The 23,541-nt window shown below is 29.6% G+C and carries 22 protein-coding genes and 1 riboswitch; of the genes, 5 read left to right on the forward strand and 17 right to left on the reverse strand.

Annotated features, from left to right (window positions below; genetic code table 11):
- Positions 1–20: 20 nt before the first annotated feature.
- The 4 genes from tyrS (at position 21) to AGR56_RS12615 (ending at position 4,461) form a co-directional block, all read left to right on the forward strand.
- Positions 21–1,244, forward strand: a complete 1,224-nt coding sequence (gene tyrS, locus AGR56_RS12600; RefSeq protein WP_053242522.1) for a tyrosine--tRNA ligase — start codon at positions 21–23, stop codon at positions 1,242–1,244.
- 310 nt (positions 1,245–1,554) lie between these two features.
- Positions 1,555–3,468, forward strand: a complete 1,914-nt coding sequence (locus AGR56_RS12605; protein WP_053242523.1) for a DUF6240 domain-containing protein — start codon at positions 1,555–1,557, stop codon at positions 3,466–3,468.
- A 26-nt stretch (positions 3,469–3,494) separates the two neighbouring features.
- Entirely contained in the window at positions 3,495–3,761 is a 267-nt protein-coding gene (locus AGR56_RS12610; RefSeq protein WP_053242524.1) for an EscU/YscU/HrcU family type III secretion system export apparatus switch protein, read from the forward strand.
- 4 nt (positions 3,762–3,765) lie between these two features.
- The gene (locus AGR56_RS12615) at positions 3,766–4,461 is read left to right on the forward strand and encodes a metallophosphoesterase (protein WP_053242525.1); all 696 of its coding nucleotides are present in this window, start codon (positions 3,766–3,768) and stop codon (positions 4,459–4,461) included.
- An 8-nt stretch (positions 4,462–4,469) separates the two neighbouring features.
- Here AGR56_RS12615 and AGR56_RS12620 read toward each other — a convergent pair whose 3' ends face one another.
- From AGR56_RS12620 to AGR56_RS12680, 15 genes are all read right to left on the reverse strand, one after another.
- Entirely contained in the window at positions 4,470–5,327 is an 858-nt protein-coding gene (locus tag AGR56_RS12620) for a methyl-accepting chemotaxis protein (protein ID WP_053242526.1), read from the reverse strand.
- Between the two features lie 241 nt (positions 5,328–5,568).
- On the reverse strand, positions 5,569–6,909 hold the full coding sequence (gabT, locus tag AGR56_RS12625; RefSeq protein ID WP_053242527.1) for a 4-aminobutyrate--2-oxoglutarate transaminase: 1,341 nt from the start codon (positions 6,907–6,909) through the stop codon (positions 5,569–5,571).
- Between the two features lie 47 nt (positions 6,910–6,956).
- Complete coding sequence (locus tag AGR56_RS12630) at positions 6,957–8,345, reverse strand: APC family permease (RefSeq protein WP_053242528.1); 1,389 nt, start codon at positions 8,343–8,345, stop codon at positions 6,957–6,959.
- 221 nt (positions 8,346–8,566) lie between these two features.
- The gene (locus tag AGR56_RS12635; RefSeq protein WP_242851436.1) at positions 8,567–9,430 is read right to left on the reverse strand and encodes a helix-turn-helix domain-containing protein; all 864 of its coding nucleotides are present in this window, start codon (positions 9,428–9,430) and stop codon (positions 8,567–8,569) included.
- Positions 9,427–9,810, reverse strand: a complete 384-nt coding sequence (locus AGR56_RS21950) for a PucR family transcriptional regulator ligand-binding domain-containing protein (RefSeq protein ID WP_242851437.1) — start codon at positions 9,808–9,810, stop codon at positions 9,427–9,429. The genes AGR56_RS12635 and AGR56_RS21950 overlap by 4 nt, the downstream gene beginning before the upstream one ends.
- 221 nt (positions 9,811–10,031) lie before the next feature.
- On the reverse strand, positions 10,032–11,447 hold the full coding sequence (locus tag AGR56_RS12640; RefSeq protein WP_053242529.1) for an amino acid permease: 1,416 nt from the start codon (positions 11,445–11,447) through the stop codon (positions 10,032–10,034).
- 305 nt (positions 11,448–11,752) lie between these two features.
- Complete coding sequence (locus AGR56_RS12645; protein ID WP_053242530.1) at positions 11,753–13,042, reverse strand: NCS2 family permease; 1,290 nt, start codon at positions 13,040–13,042, stop codon at positions 11,753–11,755.
- Between the two features lie 323 nt (positions 13,043–13,365).
- Positions 13,366–13,467: riboswitch (purine riboswitch) on the reverse strand.
- 306 nt (positions 13,468–13,773) lie between these two features.
- The gene (locus tag AGR56_RS12650) at positions 13,774–14,889 is read right to left on the reverse strand and encodes an ABC transporter permease (RefSeq protein ID WP_053242531.1); all 1,116 of its coding nucleotides are present in this window, start codon (positions 14,887–14,889) and stop codon (positions 13,774–13,776) included.
- Between the two features lie 142 nt (positions 14,890–15,031).
- A complete protein-coding gene (locus AGR56_RS12655; RefSeq protein ID WP_053242532.1) occupies positions 15,032–16,000 on the reverse strand; it encodes an ABC transporter permease in 969 nt (322 codons plus the stop codon).
- 11 nt (positions 16,001–16,011) lie between these two features.
- Positions 16,012–16,947 (reverse strand): ABC transporter ATP-binding protein, encoded by a 936-nt coding sequence (locus AGR56_RS12660; protein WP_053242533.1) that lies wholly within the window; start codon positions 16,945–16,947, stop codon positions 16,012–16,014.
- Between the two features lie 115 nt (positions 16,948–17,062).
- Positions 17,063–17,536 (reverse strand): response regulator transcription factor, encoded by a 474-nt coding sequence (locus AGR56_RS12665; RefSeq protein ID WP_347460477.1) that lies wholly within the window; start codon positions 17,534–17,536, stop codon positions 17,063–17,065.
- Positions 17,537–17,571: 35 nt separating this feature from the next.
- Complete coding sequence (locus AGR56_RS23480) at positions 17,572–17,694, reverse strand: hypothetical protein (RefSeq protein WP_347460478.1); 123 nt, start codon at positions 17,692–17,694, stop codon at positions 17,572–17,574.
- Position 17,695: 1 nt separating this feature from the next.
- A complete protein-coding gene (locus tag AGR56_RS12670) occupies positions 17,696–18,070 on the reverse strand; it encodes an ATP-binding protein (RefSeq protein WP_053242534.1) in 375 nt (124 codons plus the stop codon).
- A gap of 83 nt (positions 18,071–18,153) precedes the next feature.
- Positions 18,154–18,804 (reverse strand): histidine kinase, encoded by a 651-nt coding sequence (locus AGR56_RS12675; RefSeq protein WP_053242535.1) that lies wholly within the window; start codon positions 18,802–18,804, stop codon positions 18,154–18,156.
- 9 nt (positions 18,805–18,813) lie between these two features.
- Positions 18,814–19,626, reverse strand: coding sequence for a tetratricopeptide repeat protein (locus AGR56_RS12680; protein WP_053242536.1), 813 nt, complete (start codon positions 19,624–19,626; stop codon positions 18,814–18,816).
- Positions 19,627–19,807: 181 nt separating this feature from the next.
- Here AGR56_RS12680 and AGR56_RS12685 point away from each other — a divergent pair, with 181 nt between their 5' ends.
- Positions 19,808–21,205: a sulfite exporter TauE/SafE family protein gene (locus tag AGR56_RS12685; protein ID WP_231017154.1), complete on the forward strand. Its 1,398-nt coding sequence runs from the start codon at positions 19,808–19,810 to the stop codon at positions 21,203–21,205.
- Positions 21,206–21,228: 23 nt separating this feature from the next.
- Here the strand turns inward: AGR56_RS12685 and AGR56_RS12690 are convergent, their stop codons facing one another.
- Together AGR56_RS12690 and AGR56_RS12695 are read right to left on the reverse strand one after the other, a co-directional pair.
- Entirely contained in the window at positions 21,229–21,912 is a 684-nt protein-coding gene (locus AGR56_RS12690; protein ID WP_053242538.1) for a response regulator transcription factor, read from the reverse strand.
- The gene (locus AGR56_RS12695) at positions 21,909–23,282 is read right to left on the reverse strand and encodes a HAMP domain-containing sensor histidine kinase (RefSeq protein ID WP_053242539.1); all 1,374 of its coding nucleotides are present in this window, start codon (positions 23,280–23,282) and stop codon (positions 21,909–21,911) included. Before AGR56_RS12695 ends, AGR56_RS12690 begins: the two co-directional genes overlap by 4 nt.
- Positions 23,283–23,541 lie beyond the last annotated feature (259 nt).

A 23,541-nucleotide genomic window follows, 5' to 3' on the forward strand; every position in this document is an offset into this window, starting at 1 on the left:
TAAAAGGAGTGGTATTTATTATGGCAAATGTTCTCGATGAATTAATAGAGCGTGGATATATAAAACAATATACTCATGAAACTGAAATAAGAGAGTTACTTGAAAAAAAGAAGATAACTTTTTATATAGGATTTGATCCAACAGCAGATAGCCTTCATGTAGGTCATTTCATAGCACTTATGCTTATGTCGCATATGCAGAAGGCAGGACATAGACCTATTGTACTTATGGGTGGTGGAACTGCGATGGTAGGAGATCCAAGTGGAAAAACAGATATGAGAAAAATGCTTACCAGAGAAGAAATTGAAAGTAATGTTAAAAGTATAAAAAAACAAATGGAAAGATTTATAGATTTTAGCGAAGGTAAGGCCATTCTTGCAAATAATGCTGAATGGCTTATGGGATTAAATTATATAGAATTTTTAAGAGATATAGGAGTGCATTTTTCAGTTAATAGAATGCTTACAGCAGAATGTTTTAAGCAGAGACTAGAAAAAGGACTTTCTTTCCTTGAGTTTAACTATATGCTTATGCAAGGATATGATTTTTATAAATTAAATAAGGATTATGATTGCATAATGGAGCTTGGTGGAGATGATCAGTGGTCTAATATGATAGCAGGAGTAGAATTAGTAAGAAGAAAAGAAAATAAATCTGCTTATGCAATGACTTCATCACTTCTTACAAACAGCGAAGGCAAGAAAATGGGCAAGACTGAAAATGGAGCTCTATGGCTTGATCCAAAGAAAACATCTCCATATGATTTTTATCAGTACTGGAGAAATATAGATGATTCTGATGTTGGAAAATGTCTTGCAATGCTTACATTTTTACCCATGGATGAGGTTAGAAGGCTTTCAGCTCTCCAAGATAAAGAAATAAATGAGGCAAAGAAAGTTTTAGCGTATGAAGTAACAAAACTTGTTCATGGAGAAGAAGAAGCTAAAAAGGCGGCAAGTGCATCTGAAGCTTTATTTGGCAGCGGAAGCAACATGGAGAATGTTCCTATGGTGTTTATACCTAAAGATATGGAGAATACAGGTATACTTGATGTTATGGTTTATACCAAAATTTTACCATCAAAAGGTGAAGGTAGAAGGTTAATTCAGCAGGGTGGACTTACTTTAAATAATGAAAAGGTTGAAGACTTTAATAGAGTTCTTTCAGAAGAAGATTTTAAAGAGAACGGATATGCTATTATAAAAAAAGGAAAGAAAAAATTCTTTAAATTAAGTATTAAATAAAGTATATTAATGAAAACATCTTTAGAATCTATAAGTTTTTCTATAAGAAATTATAAAAATTTTCATTGATTTCCGTTTAGATGAAGGAATGGTATTTGACATTTTGAAATACTATTCCTTCATATTTTTATATAATGGGTATTGATTTGTATTAATGTATTTACGATAATATGATTAGATGTTTTAAAGATAAATCACACTGAAACTTGAAAATTATTTGTACCAAAATGCCATCTTCTGGGATTATAATACAAATGAATTTTAATAGTTGAAGTGGTTTATGTATATCTATAGGTTTAGAGGTGGTATTATGGCAAATATTACAAATGTAAATAATTATTCTAAGAGCGATAATTTAATAACAAAGAAAAAGATTTCTTTTGATATAGGAGAAGTTTTTACAGCTCAAATTTTAGATGGAGATAATGATTCAGGTGAAGTTGTTTTAAGGACTTCAGATGGATGGAAGTTTAATGCAAAGGTTGAAAATTTCAACCAAATGGAAAGCTTTAGTGGAAACGGCAAGTTTGTAGTAGACGGTGTAAAAGATGGCAAGATAATGATAAAACTTCTTGATATGCAAGAAAAGAAGTCGGATGGACAGCAAATAATAGACAATGAATTGCTTAAGGAATTAGGGCTTACGGATTCAAAAGAAAATATTGATTTGTTAAAAGCTTTAATTGAACATAATATGCCACTAACTCAAGAAAATATTTCTAAGATGAAAAGTATAGTAGATTTTAAGAAAGAGCTAAATGATAACCCTAATAAGGCGGATGAGTTTATAGTCAAGTTTCTTGAAAATAGAAATATAGATATAAAAAGTGATGAAGGTCAAGCTATTTACAGTAAGTTAAAGGATTTTTTTGAAGATTTTAAAAAACTCAGTTCAGAAGATATAATTACATTTTTTGAAAATAAGATTGAGTTAAATGAAGAAAATATAAAAAGTTTTAATAAACTTTTTAAAGGAGAAGTATCACTATATAAAGAATTAGAAGATATAAATAAATCAATAGATGAGTATAATTTAAAATCACATGTGGATAATAAAAATTTAAATGGTAAGAATACTGTTGAAAATGTGGCTAAGGATATTTTTGAAGGCATTAAGAATCACAATAAAAACATAGAATCAAATATCTTAGATAAAGAAAATAATATAAAGCCTAATCTAACTATAGATAAAGGCAATAATTCAAAAGCAGTGAGTTCAGAAGAAATTATAAATTTGATTAATCAGTCAAGTGAAAATATAAATGAAGATAAAAAATTAAATTTGATTAATAATATAAAAGTATTAGACAATTTAAGCAAGGTAGTTGAGAATTCTAATAATATTTTTAGTAATAATAATGAAGAAGTTATTGGAAGGATAAAAAGCTATATACTTCAAAATGCCAGTGAACTTCAAAATATTGACAGTAAAGATGTAATAAAACAATTGATGGAAAGCGTTGAGTCTAATTTAGAACTTAGTGATAACAGTGCAAATGATATTTTAAAATCACTTCAAAATTTAGATATGCAAGAAACAAACAAAAATGTACTTAAAGAAGGTGAGGTTAAAAACACTACAAGCAATATTAAACTTGAAGAAACTGCAAATTTAATAAAAAACTTAGTTAAGCCAGTAAGTGGAAGCAAAGTAGAAGTTAATTCTGCTCAAAATGTTAAAGAACAGATAAATCTTAAAATAGAAAATATGAAAAGTTTCATAAGTAATTTAGTTGAAGCTAATAAAGGCGATAATGTAAATTTGAGTCAAAGAGTATATGATATTATAAAAAATAATATAAATGATTTTAAGGTGTTTAACAACATAAGCAATGAATATTATTATATGGATATACCTGTAACTAATAATCAAAAAGATTATCAATGTAAGCTTATAATCAAAGATGATAGAAAATCAGGAAAAAGAATAGATAGCAGAAATGTTAAATTGATTACTTCCGTGAAAACCGTGAATATGGGTGTTGTAGATGCATATATAAAGTTATTTGATAATAATATGAATGTTAATTTAAAATGCGAAAAAGAGTGGGTAAAAATTTTAAATAAATCTAAAGACACTATAATTGGTAAAATATCAAATATGGGATATAATATTAGTATGCGAGTTGATAAAAAAGAAGAAAAAGAGGAAGTAAATATAGTCAGTTGCAGAAGCTTTTTTAATGACAATAGTTCTTATAGTAAAATTGATGTAAGGGTATAACACAGTGCATGTAATGAGGTGATTTTATGGAGAAAGAAAGAAAAAAAGCAGCAGCATTAAAATATGAAATTGGATATAAAGCTCCTATTGTCACCGCTGTGGGAATGGGCTTTGTTGCTGATAAAATAATTGAAAAAGCCGCTGAAAATGAAGTGCCAGTTGTGTACAACAAGGAACTTGCAAATTTGCTCTCAAATGTTGAAGTTGGTACTGATATAACTTATGAATTATACGATGTAGTAGCTGAAATAATTGGTTATATTATGGATATAGATAGCAATGTAAGAAGGTGAATTAATGGCGTTATATGCAATCTCAGATTTACATTTAGATTTTAACGGCAATAAGCCTATGAATGTATTTGGCGAGTTTTGGAATAATCATGATGAGAAAATAAAAACAAATTGGATCAATTGTATAAATGATGAAGATACTATCCTTATTGCAGGGGATATATCATGGTCTATCAATATTGACGAAGGAAAAAAAGATTTTGATTGGATAAATATGCTTCCTGGAAAAAAAATAATTTCAAAGGGAAATCATGATTACTGGTGGACAAGTATAAGTAAACTAAATAATATGTATGAAAATATATCATTTATACAGAACAATTTTTTTTGTTATAAAGATTATGCTATTTGTGGAACAAGAGGCTGGGTAAGTAGAGATTCGGATGGTTTCGATGAGCACGATGATAAAATATACAATAGGGAGATTTTAAGACTTAAACTATCTTTAGACTCGGCAGTAAAAGCTGGATATAAGAAAATTATAGTTATGCTTCATTACCCTCCATTTAACGATAAATATGAGGATTCTGATCTTACAGATGTTGCGGAAAGTTATGGAGTTGAAAAGGTGATTTATGGTCATATTCATGGACCAGCATTAAAAAGCGTTAATGGCTATTTAATCAAGAATAATGTTGAATATATATTAACATCCTGTGATTATCTTAATTTTAACCCTATGAAAATAAAGCTAGTTTAACACTAGCTTTATTTTTGTTTTAAATTATTTATATATGTACTTAAATTAATTACATTAGAATTTTGAGAATCTAATTCAGTAGAAACCGTAGAAATTAACTCATCAAATTCATTAGATACATTTGATAAATTATTTATACCATCATACATTATTTGTTTTGTACCTAAAAATTCAGAAAGTGATTCACATACATTTGAAGTTTCAGATTTAGAATAATCAATTGAAGACTTCATTGATGATAAAGTTTCCTTTGTACTAGTTATAGTAGTATTTTGAGTTTTAATACTATCTTCAGCTGACGACATAGAAGTAGATGCGTTCATTATGTCATTTTTTATTTCACCTAATATTTTTGTACTGTTTTCAACAGCTGATTTTGTATTTTCAGCAAGTTTTCTTATTTCATCGGCAACAACTCCAAATCCTTTGCCAGCTTCACCGGCTCTTGCAGCTTCAATAGCGGCATTTAACGCTAATAAATTTGTTTGACCTGCTATTTCACTTATAGAGTCTGTTATTAAGTTAACTGATTCTATTTTCGATACCATGTCATTAACGATGGAAAAAGAAGTTTTGAAAACAGTTTCAAACTCATTTAAAGATGAATGTAAATCTTCTATGCTTTGGAGTCCGTTATCAGCTAAAGAATCACTTTTTTCTATTGTTTCAAGAACTTTTTGTGTTTTCCCAGATAAATTATTAATATTTTTACCAAGCCCATCTAGCATAGTAAGAAAATCTGAAACACGAGTTGATTTAGATTCACTTAATGAATAGAGCTTATCAAATGAGGAACATATCGATGAATTTTTAGAAGAAATCTCTTCACTACTTTTGGAAATTTCATCGAGAGCTTTATCTAACACGTCATTACGGGAAGCTTCAGTTTTAGATGGTTCATCATTTTCTTCTACAGATGTTGTATATCTGCAAATTTGAAGATTTATTTGTGGAACTTTTTAAATATATATCCATAAAATTATTTTTCTCAAGTTCATTCGTAAATAAAAGTGCTTTCTAAATTTAGAAAGCACTTTTTATTTATAAGCTTTGTTTTAAATTAATGCCATAAACTTATCAATATTCTTTTAAAATACAGTTTATTTATTAAATAGAAGCGTTTATTGCATCATCCAAAGTATTAAGTCCATACTCGAGCTGCTCTTTAGTCATTACAAGAGGTGGTAAGAAACGAATTACATTGCCAAATAATCCGGCATTGAGGAATATTACACCATGCTCAAAACAATATTTAATTACTTTTTTAACTATTTCACCATAAGGTTCTTTTGTATCCCTATCTTTAACAAACTCCAAACCTATCATAGCTCCAAGACCTCTTACATCGCCAATAACATTATACTTTTCTTTCATTTCATTTAATCTCTTCATTATATAATTACCCATCTCAAGAGATTTTGAATTTAAATCTTCTTTTTCTATTTTTTCTATAACCTTAAGTGCAGCCACACAGCCAAGAGGACTTCCACCATAAGTTCCTCCTATACCACCAACGCAAGCCGCATCCATTATTTCTGCTTTTCCTACTACAGCACTTAGTGGTACTCCATTTGCTATAGACTTTGACATAGTTATAAGGTCAGCTTCAACGTCAAAATTCTCATGTGCAAAGGTTTTTCCTGTTCTTGCAAAACCTGCTTGCACTTCATCTACAATAAATACTATATTATTTTCATTGCAGATTTCTTGAAGCGTTTTAAAATATTCTTTTGGTGGAACAACAAACCCTCCTTCACCTTGAACAGGTTCTGCAATAAGGCAAGCAATCATATCAGGTGAAATAACAGTCTTAAGCATAGTTCTAAGCTTCTCTGCGCAAGCAATCTGGCAGCTTGGATATTTACAGCCTAATGGACATCTATAACAGTATGCAGCATCAGTTTTATAAGTTTCTGATACAAAAGGACCAAATCCATTTTTATATGGCTTATATTTACTTGTTATTGACATCGTCATATTTGTTCTACCATGAAATGAACCTTGAAGAGAAATAATGCCTTGTTTTTTAGTATATGCTCTGGCTATTTTAATAGCATTTTCAACTGCTTCAGCTCCACTATTTGCAAACATTGCCTTTTTAGAATAATCTCCAGGTGTAATCTCAGTAAGTTTTTCTGCTAAATCTACATATGGTTCATACATATTTACATGAAAACTTGGATGAATATATTTATCAAGCTGTGCTTTTATAGCTTCAACTACTTCTTCATCTTTATGTCCAATATTTTGAACACCTATTGCACCAGCAAAATCTACAAATACATTTCCATCTACATCTTTTATGAGTGCCCCTTTAGCTTCATCTATAAATACAGGTGTACTGCTGCTAACCCCTTTTGCAACATACCTTTCTCTTTTTTTAGTGAGCTCCTGAGATTTAGGTCCTGGAACTTGAGTAATAATTTTTGCATTTGACTCTCTTATCATTATAAATACCTCCAGTATTTTAATTTAAATATATCTTAAATTTTTAATTAATTAGCATTTTCAATAAAAATATCTTCTTTGTTGGTTTGAACGTATAAGTTTTTCTTAGCAAACATTTTACTTAATATAACACCTAGTCCAATCCATCCTAGAACTATATAAGGAAATAAGTTTTGTGGAAATTCAGGGACAGGATAAATGCTTGACCACAGCACATATATAAGTGATATAATTCCGAAAACTGGGATCAATAAATTTAACTTGTTCCAAACTTTATTTTTTGTAAAATAAACTATTGCACCAGCACTTGTGAATATATACGATACTAATATTGCAAGTGAACCAATTGTTGCATAATACCCAAATACATCAATACCATCTTTATTAAATAAAGCTGCTTGAGCTATCACATTAACAACAATTATAAATATAAGAGCAAAATAAGGTGTGTTATATTTGTTATGAACTTTTTTCATGCTTTTATGCATTAATCCATCTCTACTCATTGAAAATAACATCCTTGCAGCTGCACATACAGCACCAAGAGCACAAGAGAAAAATGAAAGTGATCCAGATAAAATTAAAAGAGTTCCAAAACTTTTAAATGCATATTTACGCGCTAAATCTGAAAGTGGAAGTGTAGACGATGTTATTGCTTTAAGACCTTTTGCATCTAATCCAAAGCCTATGACTTGAGCATAACTTGATAATAAGTAAAAAACTCCAGTTAAAAATACTGCACTTCCTATAGCTATAGGGATGTACTTACGAGGATTTTTTGTTTCTTCTCCTAAACTAGATGCACTTTCAAAGCCTATAAAGGATAAAAATGCAAGCACTGAAGTACCAGCAATAGCCGACGGTTTAACGCCATTTAGTTTAAAAGGAGTAATGCTTAACCCCTTAGTGACACCAACTTTAAATATAATTACAATTGATAAAACTAATATTAGTAAAATTGACATTCCTTCCATAACAAGCATTATTCTTGTACTTATTTTGGCATCTGTAATTCCAAGAAATATCATACCTATAGAAAGAACTATTGATAATGGAAGCCAATCTATTTGTACTCCAAATACAGCTAATAGTTTAGAGGTAAATGCTCCAGCTCCTGCACTGCAACCTGCTGCAAGTGCCATATAAGCAAATAAAAGTGACCAGCCTGATATAAACCCCATTCTTCTGCCCAGTGCTTCTTTTGTAAAAGTATAAAGTGATCCAGCAGTAGATATATATTGATTAAACTTAATGACCGAATAAGCTACAATTCCCACAATAATAGTTGAAATTAAAAAAACAAGTGGGGAAGAAAACTCAGCCGTTTTAGCCATTAATGATATATTAAGTGACATTGATGCTGTAGGTGCTATAATTGCAACTGATAGAGCTACGGTTTCAATTATGCTTAGGTTATCTTTTTTTAACTTTTCCATAATTCACTACCTCCAATTTTACATATATGATTATCAATTTTGCCTTTTGAAATATTATTAATTTTTTTCATTTGTCATTGCCAATATATTATGTTTATTTGTATTTTATTAATGATTTATTAATAATGTTATATATAATTTATCATATTTTAAATTAATTTATATATTCATTTGGACAAATATACATACGTAATTTTGTTTCAAAGGATAAAAAAAATGAATCATTTCAACCTCAACTGTTGAAATGATTCATTTTTAAGAACTTTTTCTATTTTAAATGAAATATAAAAATCAAATAACTCATTAACATCTTTCAGATCACACTTTGAAATATCTTCAATTCTTTTAATTCTGTATTTCAAAGTATTCTTATGGATAAAAAGCTTTTCAGATGTTCTATTTAAATTTCCTCCTTCATCTATATAAGCTTCAAGGGTTTCTATAAGCTCTGTAGCATTTTTATTGTCATACTCCATTAAATTTTTTAATGAATTTAAATAAAACTTTTCCATCTCACTTTGGTTATTTATCTCGAAAAATAATTTATAAACACCAACATTTTCATAATACCTCACAGCATTTTTAAGTCCATTAGATTTTAAAAGTCTAAGTACTCTATGGGCATCACCGACACTTTTTTTAAAATCCTTAAGCTCATTCCATAATCCACCTATGCCAATATTCACAGTTAATTTATCAATGGCAACATTTATATTTTCAATTATTTCTTCCCCGATTTCTTCAACTGAATTTTCATAAGAATTATTATTACCCTCAGGAACCATCAATATAATAGAACTATCTTCCGTTATTTGAATTGGCTTTTTTCCTTTTTTATTAAGCACACTCATTACTATTTGTTCCACATGCTGTTTAATTTGAAGCATTTTTTCACCATTATGAACTCCATCTCTAATTGTAAGTTCATTAAAGTTTTCAAGATTTATAACAAAGGAATAGTACTTTTCATCTGGGTTGTATCCATACGAAATAGCTCTTTCCAAAATCTCCTCCGTGAAGACTACTCCTCTTAAGATAATATCTTTCATAAAATTATCTCTAGACTGCTGTTCTATCTTATTCATAAAAATTGCTTACATATACTTTGACTTACATCTATAAACTTCATTTGAAATGGAAATTCAAATATTGGGAATCCAAGTGAATTAGCCAGTTCTATAACTTCCTTTGGTGTTTTTTTAATATACGGTCCAATATTAACTGCAAGTCCAGAAACATTTTTAGAATTTATGTCCCTTACAAAATTTATAAATTTATCTACATCATTTTCAATAGACACTCCAGAAAATAAAATAAGTTCTCCGCCGTTAAGCCATTTTGAATATTCTGGATATTCCATAACATGAACCCATCGAATAATTCTATTTAATCCTTTTTCTCCTGCTACAACTTTCATTTTTTCAAGAGAAGGTAATTTTAACATGTTACCACAAGTTACTACCATGATACAGCCCCCTATCACAGTTTAAATATGATATGCATTACTAAAGATTGACCATTTGAAATTTCGAAAATTTATTTGTAAATAATATTCTTAATATTTAAATTATATTTATAATTATCATATTTGTCAATATTTTGTTAACATTTTGTTATTAATAATCAATAAAAATTGATAATTTATTATAATTTATAGCAAAAAATAGATAAGGCATAAAGTCTTATCTATTTATAATTTTCCTTTAAATTTTCTTCCATTTCTTTAGTTTGATTTTGAAGTACACTATGACGCACTCCATAAGTAAAGTATATTATCAATCCAATGCTCAGCCATATAACAAATCCAAGCCAGGTTATAGGCCTTAATGTTGTAAGCAATGCTATACAAGCTATCAATGTTATTATAGGAGTAAATGGAACCCCTGGGCACTTAAATTTTCTTTCAAAATTAGGCATCGTCTTTCTAAGCACAACAACGGCAAGTGATACAGTTGAAAAACTTAAAAGAGTGCCAACACTTAAGAATTCAACAATAATATCAAGTGGCAAAACTCCAGCTATTATAGCTGCTGTAATACCTGTTAACAAAGTGGCTACATATGGTGTATTATGTTTTGGATGGATTTTTGAAATAACTTTTGGAATAAGTCCATCTCTTGACATAACCATAAACACTCTTATTTGACCATAAAGAACTGCTATCATTGTTGAAATCATACCTAAAATAGCTCCAACACCAACTAATGCTGATCCCCATCTAATTCCTACTCTTGCAAGCGCACCTGGAACTGCATTTTCTGATATTATCTCTTTGTATGGAACCATACCAGTAAGAACAAACGCAACTGATATGTATAATAAGCTTACAACTATAAGACAGATTATAAGTCCTCTTGATACGTCTCTGCTTGGATTTTCAGCTTCTTCTGCTGTAGTTGAAATTGCATCAAACCCTATATAGGAGAAAAATACTGTTGATGCCCCAAGAAAAACTCCTTTAAAACCAAATGGCATAAATGGTTTATAATTTGTAACATTAATATGCGATGCGCCCAATGCTAAAAACAAAAGAATTATAAGTATTTTAATACCTACAATTATATTATTTACACGGGAACTTTCTTTCATTCCATAATATAACATATACGTTAAAGCTAAAGTTATAAGCACAGCTGGTAAATCTAGGATTCCACCTTTACTTGGTGATGTAATAATGCTGTGAGGAAGATTTATTCCCACATTCTTTAATATTCCAATTAAAGTTCCTGACCAACCAGATGCAACAGCGCTACATGCCACTAGATATTCTGCCGTTAAACACCAGCCTATTATCATTGCTACAAATTCTCCAAAGGTTATATATGCATATGAATATGTGCTGCCCGCTACTGGAAACATAGTGGCAAGTTCACAATAACTTAATCCACATAAGCATGCTACTATAGCTGCCAAAACAAATGAAATTATTATGGCTGGTCCTGCCATATGTGCACCTGTACCTGTTGCAACAAATATACCAACACCAACAACTGCACCTATTCCTAAAGCTGCTATATCTTTTGCCTTAAGGCTTTTTGTAAGATGTGTCTTTTCTGCACTATTAAGCATGCTTTCTAAAGACTTCTTTCTAAAAATGTTCATGAAAACCCTCCTTCTTATTAATTGCAACGATTAATATTATATCGTGAATTTTAACTATTTAAAAGTTTCATATTGTCCTTTAAAAAACGTTTTCATAAATCAATGTATTAATTTTTGCCCTATAATATTGACATGCTTTTTTAATATAATAAAAATTGACATAGTTCATTATTATTTTTACATATTTTTTTAAATTTCTTCTTTTTTTTGTATCCTCTAATAACATTTTTTTTTACACAAAATATTATTCCCTATTTGATATAAAAAAACTGCACAAGATTTCTCTTGTGCAGTTTTTTTATACATTAAAGTGCAAACATAATTATAAACAATATTGAGATTACATATAAAGCTTTTGGTATTTCTTTGAATTTACCAGAAAACACCTTAATTACTACATATGATAAAAATCCAAATGCAAGCCCATCTGTAATTGAATAAGTAAGAAGTATAAGTAACAAAGTTATAAATACTGGAAATCCTTCTGTAAAATCAGAAAAATTGACTTTGCCTATAGGTTCCATCATTACTGCTCCAAGTACAATTAAAACAGGACCAGTTGCAAATGAAGGTATTGCTGTAAAAAGAGGTGATAAAAATAGCGATAGTAAAAAGAGTACTGCTATTGTAAGACCTGTAAGTCCTGTTCTTCCACCTTCTGCAATTCCAGAAGCTGATTCTACAAACGCAACTGGTGTGGAAGTTCCAAGGCAAGCTCCTAATGTTGAGCCAACAGCATCTGCTGTAAGAACTTTATCCGCATTTTTAACATTTCCATCCTTATCTAAATATCCTGCCTTTGAAGCAAGACCTATAAGAGTTCCAATACTATCAAATATATCTATAAAGAGCATTGTAAGTATTACTGGAATTATGCCTATAACCATTGCACTTTTAAAATCAAATTTCATAAATACAGGTGCAACTGATGGAATAGGTGCAAAAATTGTACTTGGCGCTTTTGCAATTCCGAATATTATACCTACTATGTATATTACAAGCATACCAATTACAAAAGAACCTTTTATATTTCTGTTGTATAAAACGGCTATAAATAAAACACCTAAAACTGCAAGTAACACTGCTGGAGTTTTTAAATTTGCTAGTGTAACTAAAGTTCCCTCTGATTTTACTATAATTCCTGCGTCTTGAAGACCTATAAATGCTATAAAAAATCCTATGCCAATACTAATTGCATACTTAAGCGTCTGAGGAACACTATCGATTATAAATTGCCTAACTTTAAAAACATTTAATACTAAGAATATAAGACCTTCAATTAAAGAAGCTGCAAGAGCTGTCTGCCATGAAAATTTAAGAGTAATACATATTGTATAAGTGAATAGTGCATTAAGTCCCATTCCTGGGGCCATTCCAAAAGGATAATTTGCTACAAATGCCATTATTATAGTTCCTATAAATGATGCAAGAGCTGTAGCTGTAAAAACAGCTTTTATTGGCATACCAGTTTTACTTAAGATTTGAGGATTAACTACGAGTATATATGCCATTGTCATAAAAGTAGTAAATCCAGCTAAAATTTCTGTCTTGACATTTGTGTTGTTTTTTGACAAGTGAAAAATTTTTTCTAACATAAGTACCTCCCAGATTTATTTTAATATTTTATTATGAAAAAAATATTATGTCCGTTTTGTCTTGTAGTGTTTATTCATAGCAAAACTATGCAAAATACAATTTATATATACTTTTAGTTAAACTGTTAACATATACAAATTTAGTTTGCCTATTTTACTATTTAATATAAGATATTTTTGCAGTGCTTTAATAAACATCCATTTTAATAGACATTTTACCTACAGCTTTTATTGTGCTTAAACCTATTTTGTCATAAAATACGAACAATAAGCCTAAAAAACAAAATAAACTCCATAATAATTTATGGAGTTTATAAATACACAAAATATCTATAAACACCCATAGTCAGACAATTTACGGTAGTCCGGTAGAAACTCTTAGACCATATTTCTAAGGATATACGGGTATATTAAATTTATTCATTATTCGTGTCGTCCTTAGTACATATTACAACAATTTAATAATTAAATCAAGCTACTTTTAAACTTTTTATAAATTAATTATGAACCAATTGTGGTACATATAATATGCTTAATTATTAATCTGTAGGAGGTTGTTAAAAAAAGTTATTCTATAGATTTTACTATATCGTACATGAAGCCTCATGAGCGGCTCGTAAAAAAGAATATCTATATTTTTCACAAGCTCCTACACGTGCATTAATGACATAAATTTTTATCCATATTTTTCAACATAGCTTCATTCAAAACTCTTTACATTTTGGTCTCTGCTAAATCCGTAAGCAGCAATTATAAAAAATGTAACTGCAAAAACAAGTATTACAAGAATGTACGTATATATGCTTGAAAAAACTGCTTCCACCTTGAAAGTTTTTGAATAGCATCAATTGCCCACCTTTGAGGTAAAAAATATGATATTTTTGCACCGATTCTGGCATAATATCAGTAGATATAAAGCAACCGCTCATCATACAGCTTGGTGTTACTATTAAATTAATAGCATAAGTTGCTCCGTTAGAAGTTTTAGAAAACGCCACAATCAATATTCCAAGTCCAACAGCTGAAATTGCAAAACAAACTAGTATAATAAATAGCTGCCAAAATCCAACATCTGTATTGATTTTAAATAGCCCTATCATTATTGCAAGCGCTGCAAAAATTTGAATAGCAGCAACAACTAAACCAGTGAATATATTAGCTAGTACATACGCCTTTGAGCTAACAGCTGAAGATTGAATTCTAAGATATACCCTGTTTTTCTTTTCCTTTAAAATAAACCCAGCTGAAATGCTTGCATTCATCATTATAATCATTATGAAAAATCCTATGCTCTTTGAAGTAATTTCCTTATCTGATGCCTTATTTTTTAGTTTTTGTATATTAAGTGATATAGCTTTTACTTTAGTATTTTTATACATATTATTAAATATAATTTTATTATTACCTGATGCTTTCCAGGTATCAACTATATTATTCAAATAAATATTAGAATAATTATCTACCCATGCCGTAGCAGTTGCACCCTTTAAGGATTGAACCCTAAGTTTTTTTGTAGTATTATCATACACACTTTTTTCAAAACCCTTAGGAATTATAATAACAGAATCTATGTCTCCGGATGTAATTTTACTTTTTACATCGTCTTTATTGATTGCTGCAATTTTAAAATTATCCTGACCCTTAATATTTTCAATAAAGTCCTTAGACAAAATGCTTCTATCATTATCTAAAATTCCAACATCTATGGGGTTATTATTACCTGTAGTACTTACCATCATAGCAAACAAAATAGAGAATATCGGAAGCATTATGATAGCTATTATTTTGCTTTTTTTGCTAAAGTTTATTTTTAGAGTATTAAGCATAAGCCATAATATATTTTTCATGTTTAAAACACTCTCCTTTCGTAAAAAATTGATGTTATTATAATAAATATTATGCATACCACGCTGCATATTCCTATTGCTCTAAAAGCCATAACAAAGTTATTTTCGTAGATAACATTAAATACCGCATCATTTATTAATTTTATTGGCGATATATTAGCACCATCTGAAAGGTTTTCCCCATATACTTCACTGGAAAATATGATCCTCCTAAAAAACCAATCACCATACTTACTGCTACAAATTGAGTATTAATTTCATCATAATTCTTATCCATAAGCCCTATACTAATGCCTATGCTAATAGCCACCGCAGCTTCAGCTAAAACTATTAGAAACACAGCTAGAATATGCTCTCCAAAGTACGCTTTAAATACAAATTTACTAAATAAAATTAATATAAGTATCTGCATTGCAGAAAATACAATGTCTCCTAAAATTTTCCCGCAAATCACATCACTATTCCTCACAGGAGAACATATAATTCTATTTGTTATTTGCTTACGCTTAGACATTGTAGTAAATCCATTAAGCAAAGAAAACATCATTATATAGGTGAGCATAGTTACAGCATAATAATCCATTGAGCCTGGAGCTCCTTTTCCATTAATTGAAATATCATTTACTAAACTCATATTTATGCTCTTTAAATTTATATTGCCTAATGCCTTTGGATTTACTGACGCTATTTTAAAAATTGCATTATATCTTTGAATAAAAGTTTTCATCAAAGACTCAACAAGGCTGGTTTTAAATTCATCCTTGTCGCTTTTATAAATATTAATTTCACTATTTTTTATTTCAATAAAGCATGTATATTTTCCATCTTCAACTTTTTTAATTCCACTTTCTTTTTTCTCTTCGTAAAACTTCATACCAAGCTTAATACCTTGCCTTTTAATTTCATTAAACTCATTATTCATATCTTTATTTTCAGCACTATAATATCCAATTTTTACATCTTTAAAATTTTTAGATTTATTCATAGTTCCATTTAAAATTATTCCAAATACAAATATAAGAACTATTGGAAATAATATTTGCATAAAAAATACCGTCTTATTTTTGAAAGTAAGTTTTACAGTGTTAATAGTAATTGAAAGCATATTCATTTTTTTCACCCCTAATCCCTTAATTTTCTTCCTGTAAGAGTTAAAAATACCGTCTCAAGATCAGGAGTTTTTATTTCAAGATTTTTTATATGCACACCTTTTTTAGTAAAATACAAAATTATTTTATCTAAATTATTTACGTCTGTTGAGCTACTTATGGTTGCTGAATTTTCATTTAATTCTACGCCTATAACCCCACTAATCTCTTTAACTTCATCTTCATTTATATTTTCAATTGCAGTGCAAGCTATACATGTGGTGTTTACATTGGTAATACTGCTTTTAAGCTCTTCCTTAGTTCCTTCTATTATTAATTTTCCATGATCAATTATTCCTATCTTAGTGCATATAGCTTCTATTTCCTCCATGTAATGACTTGTGTATATAATTGTACTTCCCATTTCATTTAGCTTTTTTACGGATTCAAGTATATGATTTCTTGACTGCGGATCAATTCCAACTGTAGGCTCATCCATTATGATAAGTTTTGGTTTATGTGCAATAGCGCACGCAATGTTAAGCCTTCTCTTCATTCCTCCTGAAAATTCTTTTGGATAATTTTTAACTCTATCAGAAAGTCCAACAAATTCTAATGCTTCTTCCACTCTTGCCTTAAGTTCCTTTCCACGAAATCCATATAGTCCTGCAAAAAACTTAACATTATCATATGCCGTAAGCTCCTCATATATAGCAATATCCTGTGGAACTATTCCTATATTGCTTTTAACAAACAGCTTGTTTTTATCTATACTTTTATCCATTACACTAATATCTCCACTATCTCCTCTAATAAGCCCGCAAAGTATATTTATTGTAGTGCTTTTACCTGCTCCATTTGGTCCTAAGAGTCCATACACTTCCCCCTCTTCAATTTCAAGTGAAATATTATCTACTGCTGCTATATCATTAAATTTTTTTACCAGATCTTTAATTTTAACTATTTTCATAATAACCTCCAAATTTCTAACTATATGTATATTATAAAAAAAAGGCTAAACTTATAATAGTACATAAGTTCACCTTTTCTGTATGAAGATTTTCACTTTATAAACATGAGGAACTTCATATTGATCCGTTATTTAAATAATATATTGCAATTTGAGTTCTATGCTGAAGCCCAGTTTTATTTAGTATTGATGTTATATAGTTTGCAACAGTACCTTCAGATATGAAAAGTTCTTTTGAAATTTCTCTATTTGAAAGTCCCCTTGATATGCTCCCTATTATTTGAAACTCTCTTTCTGAAAATAAGCTTTTGTCAATTTTACCTACATTAGAGGCTTTTAAGCTTTCCTTCAGCCTATCAAGCACAACATTTTCAATAACTGCATTTCCTCCATAAACCATTTTTATAGCATTTTTAATTTTTTCAGGAGGATTGCTTTTCAAAAGATATCCTTTAGCTCCGTACTTTATTGCATCATTTATGAACTCATCGTCATCAAAGGTTGTTAATATTAGCACCTTAGTTTTTGATTTCTCACATATTTCGCGAGTTGCCTCAACACCATTTTTTATTGGCATCCTAACATCCAAAAGAGCAACATCAACCTCATTACTTTGGCAAAATTCTACAGCTTCTGACCATTTTCTACTGCACCTATTATCTCAAAACTTTCATCCATACCAAGGACCATTTTGAAACCCTCTCTTACAATAGCATCATCATCTGCTATTAAAAGTCTTATTGACATGTTATCCCTCCTCAAGTGGAAGTATAATTATTACTGAAAAACCTTTAGAGCCATCAACAATTACCTTGCCATGAAGTTTGCTGCACCTTTCTTCCATACCCATTATGCCAAGGCTCTTTTTAATACTCTTAGCTCCAACTCCATTGTCCTTTATTTCAACTTTAACAAATTTGCTAAGTACATCTATTTTAACCGTCACCTGCGCAGCCTTTGAGTATTTGAGAACATTTGTTAGTGCTTCCTCTAAATTATCATATATAACCTTCCATTGTATATGAGTTATTTTATTCATCATTCCAATATAAACCAAATTTGAGCTTATGCCATTATCTACTGAAAATTCATCTAGTGCAATCTTTATTTTGTTAATACCCATTTGTTCTGAAGGTGGTTTTATATTTTTAAGCGATAATCTTATGTTCTCATTACTGCTTCTTAATATTTCGGTAACCTTATTAATTATGTCCTCTGATTTTTTAACATCCTTGTATAAAAAAGTTTTGAAGCTTCTAATTGTATCAAGCTTCCCGCTATGGTATGTCCTAGTTTATCATGTATCTCCTGAGCAATTTTATTTCTTTCTTCAAGTTTAGACATATATTTTATTTGACGCTCATATTCATAATTTTTATCTAGTCTTGATGAAAGATTATAAATTTTTTCTCTCATTCTGTCATTTTCTTTTACAACTGTACTCATTTTTATATAATAACTATTTGAAAGTGCATATATAACGCAGCTAAAAAACGTAAAGATCATATATTCTGCTCTCACTGAAGAGCTTATGGAAAGCAAAACAAGCATTAATTCACAAGCACTTATAATAATATTGTGTTTAAACCCCAAATTTAATTCTAATATATTTAATGCTATTGGAAAAATAAATATTGGGCTAAAAAGATTTACTGCAATTCCCATATCCATTATAGATAAAATTAATATTATTCTTCTCACACTTATCCTCTTTACAAGATGTATAAGTGTATTAATACAAATATATATAAGTATAATTAGCACAAGTTCGTATACACTTTTTATTTTATCACTATAATACTGATATGTGCAGTAAATTAGCACAGCTATCTTAGTTAAATCTACCCATACATCCATGATACGCCTTTACTCATTCTGAGTTAACTTTTCAACTTGCTTTATCTTTTCTTCAATTTCTTCTTTTTGTATAAGGCTTATAAATGAAAATTTACAATTTGCAGCCTTTTTCAAATTATCTAACGCATTTTCATAATCCTTTTTCTCAATAAGTACAAGTGCATAATAATAATATGCTGTTACAAAATCTGGATTCATTTTCATCAATTTTTCATAAATCTCAGCTGATTTTTCATGATTGCCTTTTAAATAATAGCTAAGAGCTAAATTATCCAAAATTCCTGCATCTGAATCACTATATTCGTATGCTTCTTCGTTAAATGAAATTGCCTTATCATAATCCCCCTTAAGTATAAGAAAGTATCCTAAATTTTCATATACAGCAGTTGTCTTATATTTTTCATATACCTTAAAAACCATTTCAACTGCCTCATCAATTTTTCCTTTTTTCCATAAAACAATTCCATATGTAGATACATATCTTATTTCATCTTGAACTCCCATTTTTGTACCTTTATATTTTTGTAAAACTTCTTCTGCTTCATCTACATACCCATTCTTTATAGCAATATAGCTATATGCGATTTTAACTTTAATAGAAGCAAATATATTATTTGCTGCCATTTTATAATACTTAATCGCTCTATCCATTTGCCCTGCTCCATAAGCTGAATTTCCAAGAAACATAAATACTATTGGAAGTCCAATTGCAATTATAAATGCACCTATAATTACTATTCCAAGAAGCCTATTTATAAAAATAAAAACTAATACTCCAATGGCAATAGCAAAAACGTTTGTTAAAAGTTTATTATTTAACATAAAAGTCCACCCCTATAAAATATTCTGCTTTTTTCCTTGATTACATACTTTAATTATATACTTTACCCCCTATGCAATAAACCTCTTAACAGAAAGTTAACATTTAAGTTCCTACATAATATCTCCACAATTAATAGCTATAATAATGGCAACTTAGTTTAGAGGGGAGTTATCAATTATTATGGTAAAAAAAAGATTTAAAGTTTATGGTATGACATGTACCTCCTGTCAAAATAAGGTTGAAACAGCTTTAAAAAACTTAAAAGGCGTCAAAAATGCTTCAGCAAATTTTAAAGAACAAAGTGCAACTATTGAATTTAATCCAGATCTATGTACTTCTAAAGATATAATAAATGCAGTAAGCAAAGCTGGTTACAGTACTAAAGATTCCTCAAAATTAAAAGTCATTGGAATAGTTATAATAGCTGCAGCCGTAATACTCTTAAGCACTTCAACTTCTACAGGCTTCAATATTAATTCAAAATTAAATGGAGCAAGTTATTTCATGCTTTTTATAGTAGGAATTTTAACATCAATACACTGCGTTGGTATGTGCGGTGGAATAATGCTTTCACAAAGTAGCTACTCTGAAGGTCCAAGCAAACTTAATTCTATTAAACCAGCACTTTTGTATAACTTAGGGCGTGTTATTTCTTATACCCTTCTTGGAGGAATTGTTGGTGCAATCGGTTCTGTTTTTTCTCTTTCTATAACTATGAGAGCAATGCTTCAAATATTAGCTGGAATATTTATGATAATAATGGGTTTAAATATGACTGGCTTTAGCTTGTTCAGAAGATTTAATATTAAACTTCCATGGTCTTTCTGTTCACTGAAGAAAAAACCTAAAGCCCCACTTTTTATTGGAATTTTAAATGGCTTAATGCCTTGTGGTCCTCTTCAAACAATGCAGCTATATGCTCTTGGAACTGGAAGTCCTATAAAAGGTGCATTATCTATGTTTTTATTTTCCTTAGGAACAATACCTTTAATGTTAGGTTTTGGAGCCATATCTGGTATTCTAAGCAAAGGCTATACAAAAACTGTATTAAAATTCAGCGGAATTGTTGTTGTTGTATTAGGACTAATTATGGGAAGCAGAGGACTTAATTTATATGGAGTTTCATTTTCACCATTTTCTCCTAACAATTCTGGAAAAACTTTTGCAAGTTCAAAGAACAGTTCTGGATCTGAAGCTAATATAAATAAACCTACGATAGAAAATGGAGTGCAAATAATAAAAATGACTGCGAACTCATCTGGTTATTCTCAAAATGTATTTTATGTTCAAAAAAACATGCCTGTAAAATGGATAGTATCAGGAAAAGAACTAACCTCCTGCAACTACGAACTAATAGTGCCCTCTCTCAATATTCAAAAAGAATTAACCTCAGGAGACAATGTAATAAGCTTTACTCCTAAGGATGAAGATATAAATTTCACCTGTGGAATGGGCATGTTAAATGGCGTAATAAAAGTAGTAGATAACATAAATTCAGCTGATACATCGAAAGCAGCTAAAGAAATACCACCAGCTACATCACCAAGTTGCTGCACCGGAAAAATTCCCTCAAATTAAAAAAGGTGAAATCTTCACCTTTTTTAATTTCTATCATCAAATTTATAGCCAACTTTAGTAACTGTAACTATATATTTAGGTATTCTGCTGTCTTCTTCTATCTTTTTACGTATATTTTTAATGTGAACATCTACGGTTCTATCTGACCCTTCAAAATCTATGCCAAAGACTTTCTCAATAAGTTGTTCTCTGGATAAAACTCTTCCTCTATTCAACGCAAGTGCATAAAGTATATCAAACTCATTTGGAGTTAAAGTTACATCCTTGCCCCTTACCTTGACATTTCTTGTATCTTTATTTATTTCAAGTTTACCATTATCAAAGATAAGAGTATTTTCCTTTTCACCACCCACTCTCCTAAAAAGCGCATTTACTCTAGCAGTAAGTTCTCTCGGACTGAAAGGCTTTGTAAGGTATTCATCTGCTCCAATATTTAATCCTCCGATTTTATCGTTTAAAGAAACCTTAGCAGTAAGCATAAATATATACACATCTGAACTTCTCCTGATTACTTTACAAACCTCCTCTCCATCAATATCTGGAAGCATGAGGTCAAGTATAATCAATTTGAAATCTATTTTATTAAATAATTCTATTCCGCTAAGTCCATCTTCAGCACAATAAACCGTATAGCCTTCTCTTTCAAGATAAGCCTTTATAATCTCTGACACATGCTTTTCATCTTCAATTACAAGTATATTTTTCATTTACCCACTTCCTTAAAACTTAAAATAAATTCTGCACCTTTTCCCTCTTCGCTAGAAACACTTATATTCGCAGAATGCAATAAAAGTATCCTTTTAACAATAGTAAGTCCTATTCCATTTCCTTCTACCTTATGTCTACTTTTATCACCTCTATATAACCTTTCAAAAATATTTGGCAAATCCTCTTCTTTTATGCCAATACCGTTATCCTTAATCTTAGCTAATATTTTACCTTTATCCTTATATAGGCTTACCCATATCTTCCCGTTTATATCTGTAAATTTAATTGCATTTGATATTATATTTATAAAAACCTCTTTAAGTTTATTGTAGTCTCCCATAACCTTAAATTCTTCATTCTTTTCTACATCTAACATAAAATCTATATTTTTACTTTTAAGTTCAATATAAAATTCACTACAAACGGATAATATAATTTCATCTAGCGAAATCACCTTCATATTAAGCTTAACTTTTTCATCTTCAAAGTCATTCAATGTACTTAAATTATCAAGCAATTTCCCAAATCTTATAACTTCATTATTTAAGTAGTTAAGTCTATTTTCATCGACAGGAAATATGCCATCTATCATTGCTTCCAAGTTATTTTGAAGTACATTTAAAGGCGTTCTTATTTCATGAGATATATCTGATACTAATCTTCTCCTTAACTCATCTTCTTTCTTAAGCTTTGCACCAAGAGTATTTATACTTTCAGTTAAATTACTAAGTTCAACTATGTTACTTTTTATATTAGAATTAGCAGAATAATTTCCATTTGATAGCTCAACTGAAATATCTGAAACTGATTTAATAGGAGCAGAAAATTGTTTTGAAATAATAATACTTATAACAATGGCTGCCAGCGCAGTTACAATAACGCTAATAACAATATTTTTATTTATTTCTAGCTTAAAATCAATATCCTGCTTTGATAAAATAACCGATGAATATTGACCTATAGTAATATACCCAACAATCTTGCCATTATTTTTTATTGGAAATGTATTTGATATATACACTCCACTATTTTGAGATTTCATCATCATATTACTCATATTTTGCTTTATAGTCGATGGGTTCATTCCCCAAATAGCATGTTTATTTTCATCTAAAAGTGTAAGACAATAATTACCCATATAAGCCTCATGCATAAGTTCTTCTCCAGAGGTTTGCTGCCATCCTTTATCTTTCTTATAGATTTGCTCAAAATACTGTACAATTCTATTATTTCTCTGCTTTTGGATGTCTGACATATATTTATTAAAAGTATTGTTAACCGCCAAATTTACAAATAAAGCACACAATATAATTGCAAATATAGAGCACGCTATAATTATTATACTTAATCTTTTTCTTATACTTTGCATGAAACCACCTCCAAAAATATATACATTTTATCATTTTACTGTAAAGATTATGTGTAGAGAAATAAACATTTCCTGAGAAATATTGATGATAAGCATATTCTGTTGAAAATAAAGCTCTAATATTTTATAATTATACTTATCTTGCTTAATTCTTTTTAAAGGCGTGATTTTATTGAAAAAAAGTAAAACCTATTATATATCGCTCCTTCTATGCTTTGGAGGAATATTTTTCTTAATGGCTTCAATTGCTTCAAAAAAG

Origin of the sequence: Clostridium sp. DMHC 10 (genome assembly GCF_001270375.1) — a bacterium.
Lineage (GTDB): Bacteria > Bacillota > Clostridia > Clostridiales > Clostridiaceae > Clostridium_S > Clostridium_S guangxiense.

Bases quoted from the DNA above. Each gene is read 5' to 3' on its own strand.
- AGR56_RS12660 (WP_053242533.1), bottom strand. From the start codon at position 16,947: ATGAAAATAGTTAAAATTAAAGATCTGGTAAAAAAATTTAATGATATA.
- AGR56_RS12635 (WP_242851436.1), bottom strand. From the start codon at position 9,430: ATGAATAAGATAGAACAGCAGTCTAGAGATAATTTTATGAAAGATATT.
- AGR56_RS12680 (WP_053242536.1), bottom strand. From the start codon at position 19,626: ATGTTAAATAATAAACTTTTAACAAACGTTTTTGCTATTGCCATTGGA.
- AGR56_RS12690 (WP_053242538.1), bottom strand. From the start codon at position 21,912: ATGAAAAATATACTTGTAATTGAAGATGAAAAGCATGTGTCAGAGATT.
- AGR56_RS12650 (WP_053242531.1), bottom strand. From the start codon at position 14,889: ATGAAAAATATATTATGGCTTATGCTTAATACTCTAAAAATAAACTTT.
- AGR56_RS12615 (WP_053242525.1), top strand. From the start codon at position 3,766: ATGGCGTTATATGCAATCTCAGATTTACATTTAGATTTTAACGGCAAT.
- AGR56_RS21950 (WP_242851437.1), bottom strand. From the start codon at position 9,810: ATGGTAGTAACTTGTGGTAACATGTTAAAATTACCTTCTCTTGAAAAA.
- tyrS (WP_053242522.1), top strand. From the start codon at position 21: ATGGCAAATGTTCTCGATGAATTAATAGAGCGTGGATATATAAAACAA.
- AGR56_RS12630 (WP_053242528.1), bottom strand. From the start codon at position 8,345: ATGGAAAAGTTAAAAAAAGATAACCTAAGCATAATTGAAACCGTAGCT.
- AGR56_RS12605 (WP_053242523.1), top strand. From the start codon at position 1,555: ATGGCAAATATTACAAATGTAAATAATTATTCTAAGAGCGATAATTTA.
- gabT (WP_053242527.1), bottom strand. From the start codon at position 6,909: ATGATAAGAGAGTCAAATGCAAAAATTATTACTCAAGTTCCAGGACCT.
- AGR56_RS12685 (WP_231017154.1), top strand. From the start codon at position 19,808: ATGGTAAAAAAAAGATTTAAAGTTTATGGTATGACATGTACCTCCTGT.
- AGR56_RS23480 (WP_347460478.1), bottom strand. From the start codon at position 17,694: ATGTCAATAAGACTTTTAATAGCAGATGATGATGCTATTGTAAGAGAG.
- AGR56_RS12645 (WP_053242530.1), bottom strand. From the start codon at position 13,042: ATGTTAGAAAAAATTTTTCACTTGTCAAAAAACAACACAAATGTCAAG.
- AGR56_RS12610 (WP_053242524.1), top strand. From the start codon at position 3,495: ATGGAGAAAGAAAGAAAAAAAGCAGCAGCATTAAAATATGAAATTGGA.
- AGR56_RS12640 (WP_053242529.1), bottom strand. From the start codon at position 11,447: ATGAACATTTTTAGAAAGAAGTCTTTAGAAAGCATGCTTAATAGTGCA.
- AGR56_RS12675 (WP_053242535.1), bottom strand. From the start codon at position 18,804: ATGGATGTATGGGTAGATTTAACTAAGATAGCTGTGCTAATTTACTGC.
- AGR56_RS12655 (WP_053242532.1), bottom strand. From the start codon at position 16,000: ATGAATATGCTTTCAATTACTATTAACACTGTAAAACTTACTTTCAAA.
- AGR56_RS12670 (WP_053242534.1), bottom strand. From the start codon at position 18,070: ATGGGTATTAACAAAATAAAGATTGCACTAGATGAATTTTCAGTAGAT.
- AGR56_RS12695 (WP_053242539.1), bottom strand. From the start codon at position 23,282: ATGCAAAGTATAAGAAAAAGATTAAGTATAATAATTATAGCGTGCTCT.